Here is a 16,777-nt window from a genome sequence, read left to right as displayed (position 1 = left end):
AGGTAACTGAACCTAGCTCTTTTCGTATGCTACCTGAAATCAACTCTCCTCCCAATCACTATGAAAAAGAACTTGTTATCTGTTGTTGCACTGGCGGCAATGCTAGCGTCCTGCAACGACCTAAAGAAACCCGAAACTAAAGACCAGCTTAGCGAAGCCACCGCCGATACCGCAGTAGTAGCCCGCACTGGTGAAACCGCTGCCGGAGCGGTTTCGGATGCTGGGGCAAAAACGGCTGCTATGGCCACTGATGCCGGTGGCGTTGCCGCTAGTGCCTGGGACATGACCAAGGAGAAGCTGGCCGATGTAAAGCTGCCGGAAATCAACCTGCCCGATATCAACGTGCGCGGTGATGAAAGCTACAACGTGTACGGCCTTGAAGAAAAGGTGCTGTTCGACACTGATAAGGCTGAGATAAAGCCAACGGCAACCAAAGCGTTGCAGCAGGTTTCTGCTTCCATTGCCCAGCGCTACGGCAAAAATGAAGTGCGTATTATGGGCTTTGCTGATGCGCGCGGCGACAAAGACTACAACAAAGACCTAAGCGAAAAGCGCGCCGACGCCGTGAAGAACTGGTTTGTCCAGAATGGAAAAATCGATGCCTCACGCATCAGTGTTGAGCCGATGGGCGAGGCAGAGCCAGTAGCCTCTAACGCTACGGCAAGCGGCCGCCAGCAAAACCGCCGCGTAGAAATTGCCGTGCGCACCAAGTAACCTAGGTAGTACCACCTTCCTGAAGAAAAACTCTAAAAGTAAGAAGGCCGACTCGTAAAGAGTCGGCCTTCTTACTTTTAGTAATCATTACCTAAAGTAATTATATCAGCACATTAGCAAATCAATAAACAGCTAATTATTCCTTATTTATAAACGTCTACTTCGGCCTTGATCATGGCGTTCCAGCGTTGGCCGTTGCTGGCAAGAGTGAGCAGGCTCCAGCCTTTACCGATGGTGTAGCTCCAGGTCCGGCTTTCTTTGAACTCGAACGTAGGACGCATAATCTGACCATAGGGCGTGTAAGAGTCCATGAAGTTGGTGGTGTAGAAGTTGTCACCGCTCACAATCCATTCCATTGCCACGAAGAACCCTTCGTCAGGCGCGGGAATGTTGTAGGGAGTGAGGTCGATGGTGTACCATTGACCGCCTTTTGGCGCTGAGACCACAACGTTGTCGTTGAGAAGGTCGGTGTTAGGCGAGTTATAGTTGCCGTCGGCTTTGTAGATGCGCACCCGGAATGGTTCGCGTGGGAAGCCGTTTTCGCCGATGTAGAAGGAGGCTGAGCGGATGTTACCTAGCTTTTTGCCTTTCTCGTTTTTCACGTAGAAAGCATATTGCTGACCCGGTAGCCCCTGCATCATGCCATCGCCGGGGGTGTTCGACTTGGCGCCCAAACCTAGGTTTTTGACCTTGCTGGCCTCTACCGTTACGTTGCCAAGCAGGATCTGCCGTTTGGGAACTTCAATAATCAAGTCCTTCTGACTAACGCCTCGTTTTACCAGAACGGCTTTGCGGGCGTAGCCAAGTGCCAGCACGATGAGGGAGTCTTGGGCGTTTTTCTCGGGCCCGGACATTTGGAAGAAGCCATATTCGTTTGTGAGGGCACCGGATTGTTCGTCACGTAGGCCGAGCGAGGCAAATGGAATAGGCTCCTTGGTCTGTTGATCTACGATACGACCCGAGATGCGATTTTCCTGAGCCCAGCTCATTAATGGTAACAGTAGAGCAAAAGAGACGAGAGGGAGTATACGTTTGAACATAGAGTATAAGCGTGAGGTATAGCGAAACTGCAATGAGTGTGCCAATCGAATACAACCTTCCGCAGAATAGTCATAACCTAGGTGTTCAGCTGGCTTGTTTCTCTTAATCAGATACTTAGCTGTTTCGGGCAAATTTTATTGCAGATAAGGTATAAGTTGGGCGAAACCTAAATGGGTAGTACCTTTGTTTGAATAGAATCTAAATAAAAGAATCCTGCCTGTGTCTATTCGTTCCAAATCTCTCAAGCCCGCTGAGCAACGCCGTGTGTCTGATCTTCGCCTTGGGGAAAGCGGCACGATTTGCTGCCTGAAAGACCCGGAAATGGCGCTTAAGTTATTGGAAATGGGCTGTATACCGGGCACGCAGGTACGCCTGAACAGCAGGGCACCCCTAGGTTGCCCGATTACGCTGGTGCTCGGCGATGACGACTACACGTTGTCGTTACGAGTGAGCGAGGCGGCTACTATTTTTTTGAAGGACTAAGTTTTGGAGCATGGTCGGCGGAGGAATTACAATTGACCGAGCTGCCTCGGCAGCATCGGCAGCCGCTTTAGAAGCTGTGGCGGCTAACCTGCCGCGTGATCATAAAGGACTGACTCGCATTGCGTTAGTAGGCAACCCGAACTCCGGCAAATCGTCGCTGTTCAACCAGCTTACGGGCCTGAACCAGAAGGTCGGCAACTTTCCGGGCGTGACGGTGGATCGTAAGACCGGCGTGAGCCAGCTGACACCGCAGCACCGCGCCGAAATCATCGACCTGCCCGGTACCTACTCGCTGTACCCAAAGAGTCTGGATGAGAAGGTTATTACGGACCTGCTCTACGATAAGACGTCTGAGCAGTACCCGGACTTCGTGGTAGTAACAGCAGATGCTTCCAATCTGCGGCGTAACCTGCTGCTGTTCACGCAACTCGCCGACCTAGGTTTGCCGGCGGTATTGGCGCTGAATATGATGGATGTGGCCGAGCAGCACGGCGTGCATATCGACGTAGCGCAGTTGCAGCAGGAGCTAGGTGTGCCGGTTATTCCGATGAATGCCCGCAAAGGCATTGGAGTGGCGGCGCTCAAGATTGTGATGGCACAGACGCTGAATCTGCCTACAGTTTCGTTTTATCAGCCCTCCGAAGAGTTGCTGCCCATGATCCGGCAGATCCGCTACTATTTCAACCTGCACAACGACTACCTAGCACTTCACTACGCGCACCAGTTCCGGCACATCAGTTTCCTATCGGCCGACGATAAAGCTTACATTCAGGAGCTAACGGAACAGTATGATTTTCAGCCGACACCCCGGCAGGCGCAGGAAACAATTGACCGCTACGCGCGCATCAACGACATTCTGCTGAACACGGTATCGGTGACGCGCACCGAGCGCAACGAGCCCTACAGCAACCGCCTCGACCGGGTTCTGACCCATAAAGTATGGGGCTACCTCATTTTCTTCGGTGTATTGTTCATGCTGTTTCAGGCGGTATTTGCCTGGGCTAGCTACCCGATGGAATTGATTGACCAAGGCGTAACCTGGATTAATCAGCTCATTCAGACCAACTTTCACGGCCCACTTATTAATCTGCTGACTGAAGGTGTGCTGGCAGGCCTAGGTGGCGTTCTAATTTTCATTCCTCAGATTGCGTTGCTCTTCGCCTTTATTGCGGTGCTGGAAGAAACCGGCTACATGGCGCGAGTCACGTTTATGATGGACCGCATCATGCGCAAGTTTGGGTTGAATGGTAAGAGCGTCGTGCCGCTAATTTCGGGTGTGGCATGTGCTGTACCGGCCATCATGAGTGCCCGCACGATTGAGAACTGGAAGGATCGCATCATCACCATCTTCGTGACGCCGCTTATGAGTTGCTCGGCTCGCATTCCGGTGTACACGGTGCTGATTGCTTTGGTAGTACCGGATCAGAAGGTGCTGGGTTTCTTTAACTTGCAAGGTATTGCCCTGATGGGCTTGTACCTGCTAGGTTTCTTCGCGGCTATTCTTTCGGCGCTGGCCTTGAAGATTTTGCTGCGGCGCAAGGAGCGGAGCTACTTCATTATGGAGTTTCCGGTGTACCGCTGGCCGCGTTGGAAAAACGTGGGCATTACTATCGTGGAAAAGGTGAAAACCTTTGTATTTCAGGCCGGTAAAGTTATCGTAGCTATATCGGTAATATTATGGGTGCTAGCTTCTTACGGCCCCGGCAACGCGCTGGAACAAGCGGAAACAAAGGCGCGTGCTGTAGCCGCAGAGCAGCACCTGACTCCTGCTGAAACTGACAACCGTATCGCATCTGAAAAGCTGGAAAATTCCTACGCTGGTCTTTTTGGTCGTACGCTGGAGCCGGCTATTCGTCCGTTAGGCTTCGACTGGAAAGTGGGCATCGCGCTGATAACTTCGTTTGCGGCGCGCGAGGTCTTTGTAGGTACTATCTCTACCATTTACAGCGTGGGGCAGGATGCGGACATGCGTACTGTGCAGCAAAAGCTAGCTGCTGAGAAGGACGACCAAGGCCAGCCTTTTTTCACGCCGGCCCGCGCCTTTTCGCTGCTGGTATTTTACGTGTTTGCGATGCAGTGCATGAGTACGTTGGCCGTTGTGTACCGTGAAACAAAAGGCTGGAAGTGGCCTATGCTGCAACTGCTATACATGACGGGCCTAGCCTACGTTGCTTCCCTGACGATTTATCAACTGATGAAGTAGGCAGCTTCAAGCTCTTATCATCCATCCTGATGCAGGATGCATGATAAGGAGAATTAACGTCCGATCAGAAACACGGCCGGCTGCTTATGAATCTCGGGTAGCTTGCCTTTCCAATCGGCTACGGTACTGGTTCGCACATATTCATTCGCGGCGGTGAGGCTGGCGGCGATACACAGGCGCGTAGAAGGCTGCAATTGCGTGAGCAAATCTTCTAGCAGCTGCATGTTGCGGTAAGGCGTTTCGATGAAAAGCTGCGTCTGGTTCTGCGTGAGAGCCAGCCGTTCCAGGTTTTTGAGCGCCGCAATCCGCTTGGCTTTCTCAATTGGCAGATAGCCGTGAAACGTGAAGCTCTGCCCATTCATGCCGGATGCCATGAGCGCAAGCAGCAGCGACGAGGGTCCAACCAGCGGCACTACCCGAATACCTAGCTGGTGCGCGGCGCGGGCTAGCTCGGCGCCAGGATCAGCGATGCCGGGGCAGCCTGCTTCTGAAATCACGCCGGCATCTGTTCCGGTTTGTACCAGCTTCAACGCCGTGCTGATATCAGTGGGCGATGAGTCTTTGTCGATGACGGTAACGTGCAGCTCCTCAATGACTTGAGCAGGCGAAACGCTTTTGATAAAACGACGCGCCGTGCGGGCATTCTCAACAAGAAAGTAGGAGAGGGCCGCTACCTGCGTTGCTATTTGAGCCGGCAACACCTGCGCCGCCGTGTCGTCGGCAAGTACCGTAGGAATAAGGTAAAGGGTGCCTTTCAAGGAAGTGTTGAATGTTGAGTTTGTAAATAGGAGAAATCTGAAGTAGTAATTATTTAACAATCAACCTAGCCCATAAACGCTTGCACCAACTCAAATACTTGGTCTGGAGCTTCCGCATGAACCCAGTGGCCGGCATTGGGAACCGTTTCGACTTGTGAGTTTGGGAAAAGCGCCGGAATGCTATAGAGCTTGTCTTCGGCCGTAATATAGTCGGAATGGCCGCCGCGGATGAATAGCGCCTGCTTTAGGAACGGCTGCGCACTGGTGATTTCCGCGCCGATATCGGCGATGTGCATAGTCAGCGCATCCAGGTTTTGGCGCCAGGCGAAGGAGTTATCCTCCCGACGGTAGAGGTTTTTGAGCAAGAACTGCCGCACGCCGGGCTGCGGAATATGCTGTGCCAGCGCTTCATCGGCCTGTTGGCGGCTTTGCAAACTACCTAGGTTTACGGCGCGCAGACCAGCTATAACCTCGTCTTGGTGGCGCATATCGGAAAAGCCAGGCGCAATATCGAGCACGATCAGACGAGCCAGGTACTCAGGATGATCCAGGGCAAAGCGCATGGCCACTTTACCGCCCATGCTGTGGCCGAGCAGCGTTACGTCCTGAAGCTGAAGCGTATTGAAAAGCTCCAGCAAATCGGCGCTCATCAGCTCATAGGTATGTTCGGGTGCGTGCGGTGAGCGGCCGTGGTTACGTAAATCGGCCACGATGACGCGGTGGCCAGCTTCAGCCCAGCGCTTAGCCAGCGTTTGCCAGTTGTCGGAAGTGCCAAACAGGCCGTGTAGAATCAGCAGCGGCGTGCCTTGGCCTAGCTCGCGGTAGTGTAGTTGCATAATGAAGACAAAGGTAAGGCGGCAAGATTATTCAGGTCGGCCGCCTGCAACGATGATTAAACAAAGCAGAACCAGCGCTGACGCGTCTCTAGGCTCGTATTACGCAGAAACTCCGCTATCGGCTCCAGGTTCGTGAGCAAAGAAGTGAGTGTCAGGGTTTCGCCGGTAGCTAGGTGCAGGCGCAGAAAGCTGTAGTTGCTCCAGAACAAGCGGCGCGATTTGCAGACGACGTACTCAACGCGCTGCAAATCGCGCCGCTCAAACGGAATGCGGAAATTGCCTTCGTACACTTCGAGCTTGTTTTGCTTGGGGTCGAAGACAAGCGTAGTGCGCAGATTGCGAGCGTAATACTGCGCGTGCAATATCAGCGCCGGCACCGAAAAACCTAGGACTACCGCGGCCAGCGCCGTCAGCAAAATCAGCTCGTAGACCGCGAGTGAACCTAGGTATAAGAACGAACCCAGGAACGGCAACCCCACGCACAAGCACAGCAACGGCCAAAACAGCAGGTAAAACTGCCGCAAAAACGTCGGGCGGAATACTTTGCCTTTCGTGCTGAAAAAGCTGGTGATAAAGCGCAAGCCTACCACAATGGTCAGCACGGCAAAGCTGAACTCCAGCAGCGGCCTTAGAAACGCAAGTAGCTTCACCCGTTAGTGCACCAGAATCCAGGGCTCGTCGGACTGATGCGCGCGCAGGCTGCCGAAAGGCTCTAAGTCCAAACCATATGTTTCAAAAACGGCCTGCACAGCGGCGCGACCTTCCGGTGCTACGCACACGAGTAGTCCACCGCTGGTCTGCGGGTCGCAGAGCCACTGCTGCTGCTCGTCCGTAATCGTCCCGATCTTATGGCCGTAGCTGTCCCAGTTGCGCATAGTGCCGCCCGGAACGGCTTTCTGCTGGCGGTATTCTTCGGCTTCAGCCAGCAACGGCACTTTGCGGAAGTCAATTTCGGCGGTCAGGTTGCTGCCCTCGCACACTTCCGAGAGGTGACCCAGCAAGCCAAAACCCGTAACATCCGTTATGGCGCGCACAGCTTCCAGCTGACCTAGGTCGTAGCCGATTTTGTTGAGCTGCATCATCTGCTGCGGCGCAATGGCTTCGTGCTTCGGCTTCAAGATGCCCCGCTTCTGAGCCGTCGTCAGCATCCCGACGCCGAGCGGCTTGGTCAGGTAAAGCTCGCAGCCGGCCGTGGCTGTATCGTTTTGCTTCAGGTTTTTAATGTCCAGCATACCTGTCACGGCCAAGCCAAAGATGGGTTCCGGCGAGTCAATGCTATGGCCGCCCGCCAGCGGAATGCCCGCTTCCTGGCAAATGCTGCGGCTGCCCTCAATCACGCGGCGCGCTACTTCCGGGGCTAGCTTATCGACGGGCCAACCGAGCACGGCAATAGCCATCACGGGCCGGCCACCCATGGCATACACGTCGCTGATGGCGTTGGCGGAGGCAATACGGCCGAAGTCGTACGCATCATCCACGATGGGCATAAAGAAATCGGTCGTGCTGATCAGGGCCTGCCCGCCACCGATGTCGTACACGGCGGCGTCGTCGCGGCTGCTGTTGCCCACCAGCAGCTTGTCGTCGTGGGGCTGGGGCAGGCTGGTGTGCAGAATCTGGTCGAGCACTTTCGGCGCGATTTTGCAGCCGCAGCCCGCGCCGTGGCTGTATTGCGTAAGGCGGATGGTATCGGTGATTTCTTGGTCGGGAGTCATGTGCAAAAGCTGTTTTATTCTTAACAAAGAAGGCCGGACCTAGGTGCGCAGCCAGGCTATTTATTGGCTCCAGGCTGCGTTGTCGGGAGCTTCTTTCGGCGTTGTGTCCGGCTGCAAAGGCCCACGGACCGACTGCGTTGCCAGTTGCCGCAAGCCTTCCTGTTGCGCTACGGCCAGCACCCGCGACGCGTTTTCTACCGCGTCGCAGGTATCGGAAGGAACTCGCACCACCCGAACATTCTTCTTCTCGGCGAGGCCGTAGCTGTAGGTTTTGTCGTAGTAGCTCAGCGCTATAGCCACCATTTTCTCCATGTCACCAATTTCAATGGCGGCCAGAGCTTCTTTGGTGGCTAGTCCACCAAGGCGCTTACTAATGCGCCGAATGGCTTCGGCTAGCTGCTCCGGGTCTTCGCGGCCGTACTCGGAAGCTAGTTTGCGGATGCGCACCGGCTGCGGAATGTCGAGCACCACCAGCGGGACATGGCGCATTTGCTCAAAGAAGGGTTTGGGGATGCCAATGGAACCAATGGTTAGGCTTTCATCTTCGACCCACGGCACGGCATCGGCAGGTAACTGACTAAGAACAAAGGCTAGGTCATTCTCAAACTGTTCGGGCGTAGGCTGAGGTGGCAGACCAATAGCGCCGAAGGAAGAACCCTTGTGATTGGCCAATCCTTCCAGGTCGAGAACTGGCTGCTGCTGCCGGGCTAGCTCCTGCAACACATCGGTTTTGCCCGAGCCAGTGAGGCCACCCAGAACTAGCAGCGGCCTAGGCTGTGCAAACTCCGCCAAGGCCCACCGCCGGTAATCTTTATAGCCTTTGTCGAGCAGATGCACCCGAAAGCCAGCCAGCTCCAACAGCCACTGCACGGCTCCGCTGCGCATGCCGCCACGCCAGCAGTGCAACCGTACTTCTTTATTGGGCGCGATTTTTTGCGCCTGCTTCACCATGCGGCTCATCTTCGGGCCAAAGAAATCCAGCCCGACCAGCACCGCCTTTTCTTGGCTAACCTGCTTGTAGGTCGTGCCAATGCGGGCGCGCTCCTCATCCGAAAACAGTGGAAAGCTCACCGCCCCCGGAATGTGCCCCTGCGCATACTCCACCGGCGCCCGCGCATCAAGAATAGGAGCATCAACGGGACTCTGTAGAAAGTCGGAGAGCGGAAGACGGGGCATGAGTTTCAGTTATCATTTAACATTTACCAATTAACATCTGCCATTTGCCAAGTAGCATCTGGTAGTTATCATTCACCTGATACGAGTTATCCTGGAGTAGTTCGCACCTAGGTTGTTAAATGTTAATTGGTAAATGTTAAATGGTAGATGTAAGTTGTCTTCTGTACAGTTGAATAGTGTTTTCCAAACCTAGGTACAGAGCGTCGCAGATCAGGGCATGACCAATACTAACTTCCTCCAGGCCGGGTAAGTTCTGGTGCAGGTAGGCTAGGTTTTCCAGATCGAGGTCGTGGCCGGCGTTCAGACCTAGGCCTAGCTGCTGAGCCAGCTCAGCGGCTGCTTTATAAGGAGCAAGCGCCGCTGCTGGGTCAGTTTTGTACTGCTGCGCATAGGCTTCCGTGTACAATTCGATGCGGTCGGCACCGGTTCCGACGGCGGCTTTCACCATCGCCAGATCGGGGTCGAGGAAGATAGATACGCGGCAGCCCAGCGCCTTCAGCTCCGTGACGATACCTAGGAGGTACACCTGATTTTTTATCGTATCCCAGCCCGCGTTGGAGGTAATGGCGTCCGGCGCGTCGGGTACGAGCGTCACTTGTTCGGGGCGCACCTGGCGCACCAGCTCCAGAAAGTCGGGCGTGGGGTTGCCTTCCACGTTCAGTTCCGTCGTCACGATGTTCTTCAAATCGCGCACATCCTGGTAGCGGACGTGGCGCTCATCGGGGCGGGGGTGAACGGTGATGCCTTCCGCGCCGAACCGCTCGCAGTCCTGGGCGGCCTGTAGCAAGTCGGGGCGGTTGTGCCCGCGGGCATTCCGCAGGGTGGCTATTTTATTTATGTTTACGCTTAGCTTTGTCATCGGATTTTAACGCCTGAATCTAGTTCTCTCATACGGCTAGTACGCTTCAAAAGTACACGGCCTCGCGAAACCGCCGGAATTTGAAATCATTTCCCGCAGCGGTTCCCGACTAAACCACTCCCTCCCATGGCTCTGAAAGAAACCATCGACGCAGACATCAAAAAGGCAATGCTGGCCAAAGACAAAGTGCGGCTGCAAGCCTTGCGCAGCATCAAGTCGCAGATTCTGCTGGCCGAAACTGCCGAAGGTGCCCACGGCGCGGCCCTCACACCCGACGCCGAAATCAAGCTCCTGACCAAAGCCGCCAAGCAGCGCCGCGAAGCCGCCGAAACCTACCAGAAGCAGTTCCGCTCCGACCTCGAAGAAATAGAGTTGGCCGAGCTAGCCGTCATTGAAGAGTATCTGCCCAAGCAGCTTTCCGAAGCGGATCTGGTAGAAAAGCTCGTCGGCATCATCCAGCGCGTTGGCGCCACTGGCCCTTCCGACCTAGGTAAGGTGATGGGCGTAGCTGCCCGCGAGCTTTCAGGCCAAGCCGATGGCCGCATGATTTCACAAGTAGTAAACAGCCTGCTCAACAACACAAACGCGTAAAAGGTGAGGTGGTGAACTAGTGAGATGGTGCTGTAGCTAAATTGCTTAAAGAACATTAAACTCACCATTTCGCCACCTCACCATTTCACCGCTATGTCTGGCCTCGATATTCTGTTGCTGCTGCTATTAGCCGTTGGAGCGGTGAAGGGCTTTCGGCGCGGCCTCGTTATAGAGTTGGCTTCGCTGCTGGCCTTCGTGCTGAGCGTAGTCGGCGGCTTGGCTTTGCTTAGTGATGCGGTGCCGTTCGTGCGGCATTATATCGGGGAAGCGTTCGGGATGTTGTCTTTCTTCTCGTTTCTGCTGGTGTTTGTGCTCATCGGCTGGGGCGTGCATCTGCTGGGCGGAGTCATCAAAACGGCCGTGCATCTAACCCCGTTAGGTATCCTCGACAACCTGTTGGGCGGTGCCCTAGGTGCCGTCAAGTGGCTGCTGGGCCTGAGCTTGTTTCTGTATGGCATCGGGCTGGCGGATATCCAGCTGATTTCCCCGAATGTAGTTGCCGATTCGCAGGTCTTACCCTTAGTGAAGAAGGCCACTCCTGTGGCGCTGCAACTCGTAGCCCTCGTGCTGCCCTTCGCCGGCAAGCTCCTAACGCAGCTGCGGGCCGTGTTCTAAGAAGTGCTGCGCAATGAAGGCTGCGCAAGATCGTTGAACATCCAGCGCCGCTACTCAGTTAGTCTATCGTGCATATTCTCCTGCTGGATAATTTCGATTCCTTCACGTACAACCTGCTCGATTACCTGCGGCAAGTAGGCGTGACGGCCCACGTCTGCCGCAATGATGTGCCGTTGGCCGCGCTGGAGCGCCAGCAGTTCGACGGAATCGTTCTGTCGCCGGGGCCGGGCACACCAAGCAGCGCCGGCAATCTGATGCGGGTTATCGAGCGTTACCACCGCGAGTTGCCGATGCTAGGTGTCTGTCTGGGCCATCAGGCGCTGGGGCAGTTTTTCGGCGGTCAGATAAAGCGCGCCGCTCGGCCGATGCACGGCAAAGTATCGCAGATAGACTGCGCGACAGATAACCCATTGTTCACGGATTTGCCGCCGCAGCTAACCGTTACGCGCTACCATTCGCTTGTCGTTGAGGAGCTTCCCTCGGTGCTGCTACCGCTGGCCTATACCGCCGACGAGCACCGCGAACTGATGGCCTTCCGGCATCGTACGTTGCCACTTTACGGTGTGCAGTTTCACCCCGAAGCGCTGCTCACCACGCAAGGGCTAGCTTTGCTCCGCAATTGGGTCAAGTATTGTATCATTGCAAAGGCCGCCGGGCTGGCATCAACCGGACCTAGGGCCCACTCATATTATGGAATTTCAGGTTAAAGAACGCGGTGAGTTTCAGTACATAGACGAAGGCCAGGGCGAGGTGCTTTTGCTTTTGCATGGCCTGTTTGGCGCCCTCAGCAACTGGGAAGAAGTTATTGCAACGTTCAAACCGGCGTACCGCGTCGTGATTCCGCTGCTGCCTATCTACGAGATGCCGCTCACCAAAGCGAGCGTGCCGGGGCTGGTGGCGTTTGTGACGGGTTTCGTCAAAGAGCTAGGTTTGAATGAGCCACTTACCGTACTCGGCAACTCCCTGGGCGGCCACGTAGCGCTGGAGTATACCCTGCGTAATCCGGGGCACGTGCGCCGACTGGTACTCACCGGCAGCAGCGGCCTATTTGAAGATTCGATGGGCGGCTCGTTTCCGAAGCGCGGCAACTACACCTTTGTGCAGGAGCGGGTAGGCTACACGTTCTACGACCCGAATGTGGCTACCAAAGAGTTGGTAGATGAAGTGTTCAGCGTCACCAATTCCAACTCTAAGTGCCTGCGCATCATTAGTATTGCGCGTTCGGCGCAGCGGCATAATCTCAGCAAAGACCTAGGTCGAATCGCCGCCCCCACGCTGCTGGTGTGGGGCCTGAACGATACCATTACGCCGCCCGTGGTAGCGCACGAGTTCAACCGCCTAATTGCCAATTCGGAGCTGCACTTTCTCGACCACTGCGGCCACGCGCCTATGATGGAGCGCCCGCACGAGTTTAACGCATTACTGGATAAGTTTTTGCGGCGTACGGCAACACAGATGGTAGCAAGCCGGTAAACAATCAGCGACTCTGTTTGCTAATAAGCAAAGCGTCTGCTTTATTGCTTACTTATCAATTCTGCGCGTAGCACGGTTTGGCTACGCTCTCCGTTTTCTCGCCGATATACTGCATGATTGCCGAAGACCTGCTCAATCACATGATTCCGCCGCTGAAAGTGTCGGATTCAGTCGGCAAAGCGACCCGATGGCTGGAGGAATTCCACATCGGTCAGCTGCCAGTGCTGAACAACCGTGAGTACCGTGGCCTCCTCACCGAAGCCGACCTGCTGGATCATCCTAATCCGGATGAGCTGCTGGCAACCGTTCCGATCGGGTATGCTGACCTGCATGTGCAGTATAACCAGCACTTCTACAGCGTGATGGAACTGGCTATTCAGAACAAAGTGCAGCTGGTGCCAGTGCTCAACGATGAGCGCGAGTACGTTGGCGTCGTATCTATCGGCGACACTGTAGCGGCTTTCGGGCAAATGCCCATTGGGGTAGGACAGGGCGGCATTCTGGTGCTTTCCATGGATGAGCGCGACTACTCGCTCACCCAGATCAGCCGCTACGTTGAGGAAAACAACGCCAAAATCCTGAGCGCGCACGTAGCCAAGGATGAGCAGGACCCTTATAAGATTCGCCTGACGCTCAAGCTCAATACGCCTAACCTCACGCGCATTATCGCTACGCTGGAGCGGTTTGGCTATGTCATCACGGCTCAATTTAATGGGGCCAGCGAAGTAGGCGAAGATGAGCAAGCTAGGTTCGACGCCCTGCTGAAATACCTGAGCCTTTAACAGCTGTTGAGGAGCTAACAGGCAAGCGTAAAGGCAAGCTTCTTGCTCAAACCTAAGCTCAGCAGCCTTTATCGTTATTAAGCCACAACGCTACATTCAGAACGTTACCTTCTTACTCCTGCTGGCTTTGCTGCTGGGGTGGAATCCTGTTGCTACGGCTGCCCCGCTGGCGCCACCCGACTCAGTCCGGCGTGCACCCTTGGACAGCCTGATGCAGGCGCAGTGCCCGGGCTACAGTGTGTTGCGCGTGGCTACCGTGCTGTTTGTCGGGAATGAAGTAACCAAGGAAAGCACCTTGCGTGCGGAGCTGGACTTTAAAGAAGGAGATACGATTGCCGCCCCGAAGCTAGCTCGCCGGCTGGAGCAAAACCGCCAGCGGATCTTCAATCTTCAGCTTTTCCACTCGGTAGCGGTGCAGGCAGTATGCCGCAACGGCGAAATTACGGTACTGTTTGGGGTGCAGGAGCGGTGGTACACCTTTCCCACACCCATCTTTTCGCTCGCCGACCGCAACTTCCGCTCCTGGCTCGACCGCCCCGATCATTGGCGCCGCGTGGATTATGGCCTGCACCTGGTTCGACGCAACTTTCGGGGCCGCAATGAGCAGATTATCGGTAACTTACAGCTAGGTTTCAACCGTAAATATGAGCTGTTTTACGAAGCCCCAGGCTATGGTAAGCGGCGACGCATTGGCTTCGGCGCGGGCGCTTCCTACTACCGCAGCCACGCCCTCGACTATGCCACAGTACGCGACCGATTGGTCAACTTTCGGGAGGAAGAGAGCTTTCCCATTGAGCGCCAATATGTAACGGCTGGTTTGCGCTGGCGCCGTACCGTGCAGCACCTGTCGGCTTTCGACATTTCCTATCACCACGAGCGTATCTCCGACTCAATTCAGCAGCGCAATCCGGATTACTACCTAGGTCGCACGCGCCGGGAGTATCTAGAGTTTAGCCTGACTACTACGCTCAACCAGCGCAACACCTTCGCCTATCCGCTGACCGGGCGCTTTGTGCAGTTTGCCGCCGTTCAGCGAATGTTCCTGACGCCCGGCAGCAGCCCCATGACCACTCTGCGCGGACGTTATGCTCAGTACTTCGACCTAGGTCATCGGTTTTACTATGACTTTGGCCTGCAAACACAATTACGCTTTAGCCGTCGCGTCGCGTATGCCGACAATCGGGCGTTCGGCTATGAGGCGCTTGTGCGCGGCTACGATCCGTATGTAATAGACGGCCGACACTATGGGCTGGCGCAGCAGAGCATATCGTATCGGCTGTTTGACGCTGGTCGAATCCGGCTGGGTAACATCCAGAACCCCAAGATAAATACGATTCCACTGGTGTTGTATGCCAATCTTTTTACAGATGCTGGCTATGTTAGCGCGTTGTCACCTAGGCCTACTAACCAACTGCCAAACCAGTTTTTAGCGTCCGTAGGCGTCGGTTTGCATTTGGTTACGTATTACGACCGGGTTCTAACCGTTGAGTACACCCGCAACAAACACGGGCAAGGTGGTTTTTTCTTCCGTTCCGAATTTCCTATCTGACTTTTAACTCCTGCGCTGGCGGGTCGTCTTTCCTATGAAAATAGCTATTCTGGGCAAGCCTTTTAGCGAAGCTGCCCAGCCTTTTGTGCAGGCCCTTCTCGAAGACTTGGTGGCGCGCCAAGCCGAAGTGCTTATTGCAGAGTCCTTTCGTACGTACCTCGATAATAGCCTGCGACTACCCGAAGGTATCGGTAGCTTCCGCCGTGGCGATTCGTTACGGGGCGTACAGTTTGTGTTCAGCATCGGCGGCGATGGTACCCTGCTCGACACGGTCACGTACGTAGGCAATCTGCAAATTCCTATCCTAGGTATCAACGCCGGGAGGCTAGGTTTTCTGGCCACCGTCACCCCGGCTCATCTGGCGCAAGCCATTGATAGCCTCTTCAAAGGCCACTTCGTTATTGAGGAGCGGAGCCTGATCCGGGTAGATACCGACCCCGATGTGTTTGGTGATATCAACTTCGGCCTGAACGAATTTTCAATTCTGAAGCGCGATACATCGTCAATGATCGTTGTACACACGTACATCGACGGCGAGTACCTGAACTCGTATTGGGCTGACGGTCTGATCGTGTCTACGCCAACCGGCTCCACTGGCTACTCGTTGAGTTGTGGCGGGCCCGTCATGCTGCCCCAAACCAACAATTTCATCATTGCCCCCGTATGCCCGCACAATTTGAATGTTCGTCCACTGATCGTTTCAGACCGGAGCGTTATTTCGTTCGAGATAGAAGGGCGTAGCAATAATTTCCTGCTGTCGCTCGATTCCCGTTCTGAGCCGGTTGATGCTGGCGTGCAAATTGCTGTCCGTAGAGAAACATTTACAGCCCGGTTGGTGAAGCTGAATCATGTTAATTTCTTAAGCACGTTGCGTAGCAAGCTGAATTGGGGGTTAGATCGTCGAAATCCGGCCGGTATACCCCTCTAAGAACATACACATTTTTTAATCAAGTGTTTTTTAAAGTTCTCAGCAACTTCTACTTTTGTCATCGACTACAACCGTGACGTTACAGTTTTTTGATTAATTCAATTTCGCTTTTTCTCAACATCCGCTTATATGAAGCAAATTTTCACTCATACATTAGGTCTGCTTCTAGCAGTTACGCTGGTCGCGACCGAGGCTAATGCGCAGCAATTTACTAAGCGGAAACAGTACAATTCCGTGGGCGTTACGTTGAACGCCATGAACTACTTCGGCGACATCGTGCCGAAGCCTAGCTTCGCCAGCTTTCGGGTAGCTGCTTCCCGGCCTAATATAGGAGTGAATGTAACCCGACGTTTTGCGCCCCGGCTTTCGGCTCGTGCCTCTTTTGCCTATGGCCGGATCACTGGTGACGACTACAAAGCAGCCGATCAGAATGACCCGGATGCAAAGTATCGCTACCACCGCAACATGAGCTTCCGCAACGACATCCTTGAGCTATCGGCGGTAGGTATCTTCGATCTAATTGAGAACCGCAATAACTACCTCAAGCGCCCTGATTTCGTGCCTTACGTGTTTGCAGGTATTGCTGTATTCCACCACGCTCCTAAAGGCTTAGTAGGTACCGGCGCCAATGCCGGATCGGACACGCAAGGCTTGACGCAGGGTAGCTACATTGATTTGCAGCCTTTGCAAACCGAAGGTGTATCATATAGCAAGACTCAGGTTTCTATTCCGTTTGGCGGCGGCGTACGCTACAAGCTGAACAAGAGCTTCGACATTGGTCTGGAGCTAGGCTGGCGCAAAACCTTCACGGACTATCTGGATGATGTCAGCAAAAACTACATTGCCGAAACTAAGCTAACTACTCCTGCTGCCAGATATTTTGGTCACTACAACGTTCGCAACGATGATGGTCCTTTCCCGAGCTTCAACGCGGAAGGTTCTCAGCGTGGCAAAGGCAATGAGAAGGATTGGTATATCGTTACGGGTTTAACGCTTAACTATATCCTGGCTCCACGCGTTAAGAGCCCAAAATTCCGCTAGGCAGCCTATCTTGGCT

18 protein-coding genes are annotated in these 16,777 nt (G+C 54.5%); 11 read left to right on the top strand and 7 right to left on the bottom strand.

What is annotated here, in order from left to right:
* Positions 1–60 precede the first annotated feature (60 nt).
* A complete protein-coding gene (locus IEX74_RS14895; RefSeq protein ID WP_188814805.1) occupies positions 61–714 on the top strand; it encodes an OmpA family protein in 654 nt (217 codons plus the stop codon).
* Positions 715–857: 143 nt separating this feature from the next.
* Here IEX74_RS14895 and IEX74_RS14890 read toward each other — a convergent pair whose 3' ends face one another.
* Positions 858–1,703 (bottom strand): carboxypeptidase-like regulatory domain-containing protein, encoded by an 846-nt coding sequence (locus IEX74_RS14890; protein WP_188814804.1) that lies wholly within the window; start codon positions 1,701–1,703, stop codon positions 858–860.
* A gap of 316 nt (positions 1,704–2,019) precedes the next feature.
* Between IEX74_RS14890 and IEX74_RS14885 the strand changes: the two genes are divergently transcribed.
* Complete coding sequence (locus IEX74_RS14885) at positions 2,020–2,238, top strand: FeoA family protein (RefSeq protein WP_262892040.1); 219 nt, start codon at positions 2,020–2,022, stop codon at positions 2,236–2,238.
* 10 nt (positions 2,239–2,248) lie between these two features.
* On the top strand, positions 2,249–4,441 hold the full coding sequence (gene feoB, locus IEX74_RS14880; protein WP_188814803.1) for a ferrous iron transport protein B: 2,193 nt from the start codon (positions 2,249–2,251) through the stop codon (positions 4,439–4,441).
* 53 nt (positions 4,442–4,494) lie between these two features.
* On the opposite strand, the gene IEX74_RS14875 is transcribed toward feoB, so the two are convergent.
* The 6 genes from IEX74_RS14875 to IEX74_RS14850 form a co-directional block, all read right to left on the bottom strand.
* Entirely contained in the window at positions 4,495–5,199 is a 705-nt protein-coding gene (locus IEX74_RS14875) for an SAM-dependent methyltransferase (RefSeq protein WP_188814802.1), read from the bottom strand.
* Between the two features lie 65 nt (positions 5,200–5,264).
* Complete coding sequence (locus IEX74_RS14870) at positions 5,265–6,035, bottom strand: alpha/beta fold hydrolase (protein ID WP_188814801.1); 771 nt, start codon at positions 6,033–6,035, stop codon at positions 5,265–5,267.
* 56 nt (positions 6,036–6,091) lie between these two features.
* Positions 6,092–6,685: a PH domain-containing protein gene (locus IEX74_RS14865; RefSeq protein WP_188814800.1), complete on the bottom strand. Its 594-nt coding sequence runs from the start codon at positions 6,683–6,685 to the stop codon at positions 6,092–6,094.
* A gap of 3 nt (positions 6,686–6,688) precedes the next feature.
* Positions 6,689–7,729, bottom strand: a complete 1,041-nt coding sequence (gene selD, locus IEX74_RS14860) for a selenide, water dikinase SelD (RefSeq protein ID WP_373285581.1) — start codon at positions 7,727–7,729, stop codon at positions 6,689–6,691.
* Positions 7,730–7,807: 78 nt separating this feature from the next.
* Complete coding sequence (mnmH, locus tag IEX74_RS14855) at positions 7,808–8,923, bottom strand: tRNA 2-selenouridine(34) synthase MnmH (protein WP_188814798.1); 1,116 nt, start codon at positions 8,921–8,923, stop codon at positions 7,808–7,810.
* Positions 8,924–9,059: 136 nt separating this feature from the next.
* On the bottom strand, positions 9,060–9,782 hold the full coding sequence (locus tag IEX74_RS14850; protein ID WP_188814797.1) for a pyridoxine 5'-phosphate synthase: 723 nt from the start codon (positions 9,780–9,782) through the stop codon (positions 9,060–9,062).
* A gap of 126 nt (positions 9,783–9,908) precedes the next feature.
* Between IEX74_RS14850 and IEX74_RS14845 the strand changes: the two genes are divergently transcribed.
* The 8 genes from IEX74_RS14845 to IEX74_RS14810 all read left to right on the top strand — a co-directional run bounded on the left by IEX74_RS14845 (position 9,909) and on the right by IEX74_RS14810 (position 16,761).
* Positions 9,909–10,373, top strand: a complete 465-nt coding sequence (locus IEX74_RS14845; RefSeq protein WP_188814796.1) for a GatB/YqeY domain-containing protein — start codon at positions 9,909–9,911, stop codon at positions 10,371–10,373.
* A gap of 93 nt (positions 10,374–10,466) precedes the next feature.
* Complete coding sequence (locus IEX74_RS14840) at positions 10,467–10,988, top strand: CvpA family protein (protein ID WP_188814795.1); 522 nt, start codon at positions 10,467–10,469, stop codon at positions 10,986–10,988.
* 68 nt (positions 10,989–11,056) lie between these two features.
* Complete coding sequence (locus IEX74_RS14835; RefSeq protein ID WP_188814794.1) at positions 11,057–11,695, top strand: anthranilate synthase component II; 639 nt, start codon at positions 11,057–11,059, stop codon at positions 11,693–11,695.
* Entirely contained in the window at positions 11,679–12,461 is a 783-nt protein-coding gene (locus IEX74_RS14830; RefSeq protein WP_188814793.1) for an alpha/beta fold hydrolase, read from the top strand. The genes IEX74_RS14835 and IEX74_RS14830 overlap by 17 nt, the downstream gene beginning before the upstream one ends.
* Before the next feature lie 77 nt (positions 12,462–12,538).
* A complete protein-coding gene (locus tag IEX74_RS14825; RefSeq protein ID WP_229755315.1) occupies positions 12,539–13,243 on the top strand; it encodes a CBS domain-containing protein in 705 nt (234 codons plus the stop codon).
* Between the two features lie 127 nt (positions 13,244–13,370).
* Positions 13,371–14,792, top strand: a complete 1,422-nt coding sequence (locus IEX74_RS14820) for a BamA/TamA family outer membrane protein (protein ID WP_188814792.1) — start codon at positions 13,371–13,373, stop codon at positions 14,790–14,792.
* 34 nt (positions 14,793–14,826) lie between these two features.
* Entirely contained in the window at positions 14,827–15,720 is an 894-nt protein-coding gene (locus IEX74_RS14815; protein WP_188814791.1) for an NAD kinase, read from the top strand.
* 129 nt (positions 15,721–15,849) lie between these two features.
* Positions 15,850–16,761, top strand: coding sequence for a DUF6089 family protein (locus IEX74_RS14810; protein ID WP_188814790.1), 912 nt, complete (start codon positions 15,850–15,852; stop codon positions 16,759–16,761).
* Positions 16,762–16,777 lie beyond the last annotated feature (16 nt).

The organism is Hymenobacter cavernae (assembly GCF_014641455.1).
GTDB lineage: Bacteria > Bacteroidota > Bacteroidia > Cytophagales > Hymenobacteraceae > Hymenobacter > Hymenobacter cavernae.
The sequence above is the reverse complement of the archived record's forward strand: the minus strand, read 5'-3'. Positions and strand labels throughout refer to the sequence as shown.

Excerpts from the sequence above, each read along its gene's own strand:
- IEX74_RS14810 (WP_188814790.1), top strand. The coding sequence starts at position 15,850 with ATGAAGCAAATTTTCACTCATACATTAGGTCTGCTTCTAGCAGTTACG.
- mnmH (WP_188814798.1), bottom strand. The coding sequence starts at position 8,923 with ATGCCCCGTCTTCCGCTCTCCGACTTTCTACAGAGTCCCGTTGATGCT.
- IEX74_RS14815 (WP_188814791.1), top strand. The coding sequence starts at position 14,827 with ATGAAAATAGCTATTCTGGGCAAGCCTTTTAGCGAAGCTGCCCAGCCT.
- IEX74_RS14870 (WP_188814801.1), bottom strand. The coding sequence starts at position 6,035 with ATGCAACTACACTACCGCGAGCTAGGCCAAGGCACGCCGCTGCTGATT.
- feoB (WP_188814803.1), top strand. The coding sequence starts at position 2,249 with ATGGTCGGCGGAGGAATTACAATTGACCGAGCTGCCTCGGCAGCATCG.
- IEX74_RS14850 (WP_188814797.1), bottom strand. The coding sequence starts at position 9,782 with ATGACAAAGCTAAGCGTAAACATAAATAAAATAGCCACCCTGCGGAAT.
- IEX74_RS14895 (WP_188814805.1), top strand. The coding sequence starts at position 61 with ATGAAAAAGAACTTGTTATCTGTTGTTGCACTGGCGGCAATGCTAGCG.
- IEX74_RS14830 (WP_188814793.1), top strand. The coding sequence starts at position 11,679 with ATGGAATTTCAGGTTAAAGAACGCGGTGAGTTTCAGTACATAGACGAA.
- IEX74_RS14890 (WP_188814804.1), bottom strand. The coding sequence starts at position 1,703 with ATGAGCTGGGCTCAGGAAAATCGCATCTCGGGTCGTATCGTAGATCAA.
- IEX74_RS14840 (WP_188814795.1), top strand. The coding sequence starts at position 10,467 with ATGTCTGGCCTCGATATTCTGTTGCTGCTGCTATTAGCCGTTGGAGCG.
- IEX74_RS14845 (WP_188814796.1), top strand. The coding sequence starts at position 9,909 with ATGGCTCTGAAAGAAACCATCGACGCAGACATCAAAAAGGCAATGCTG.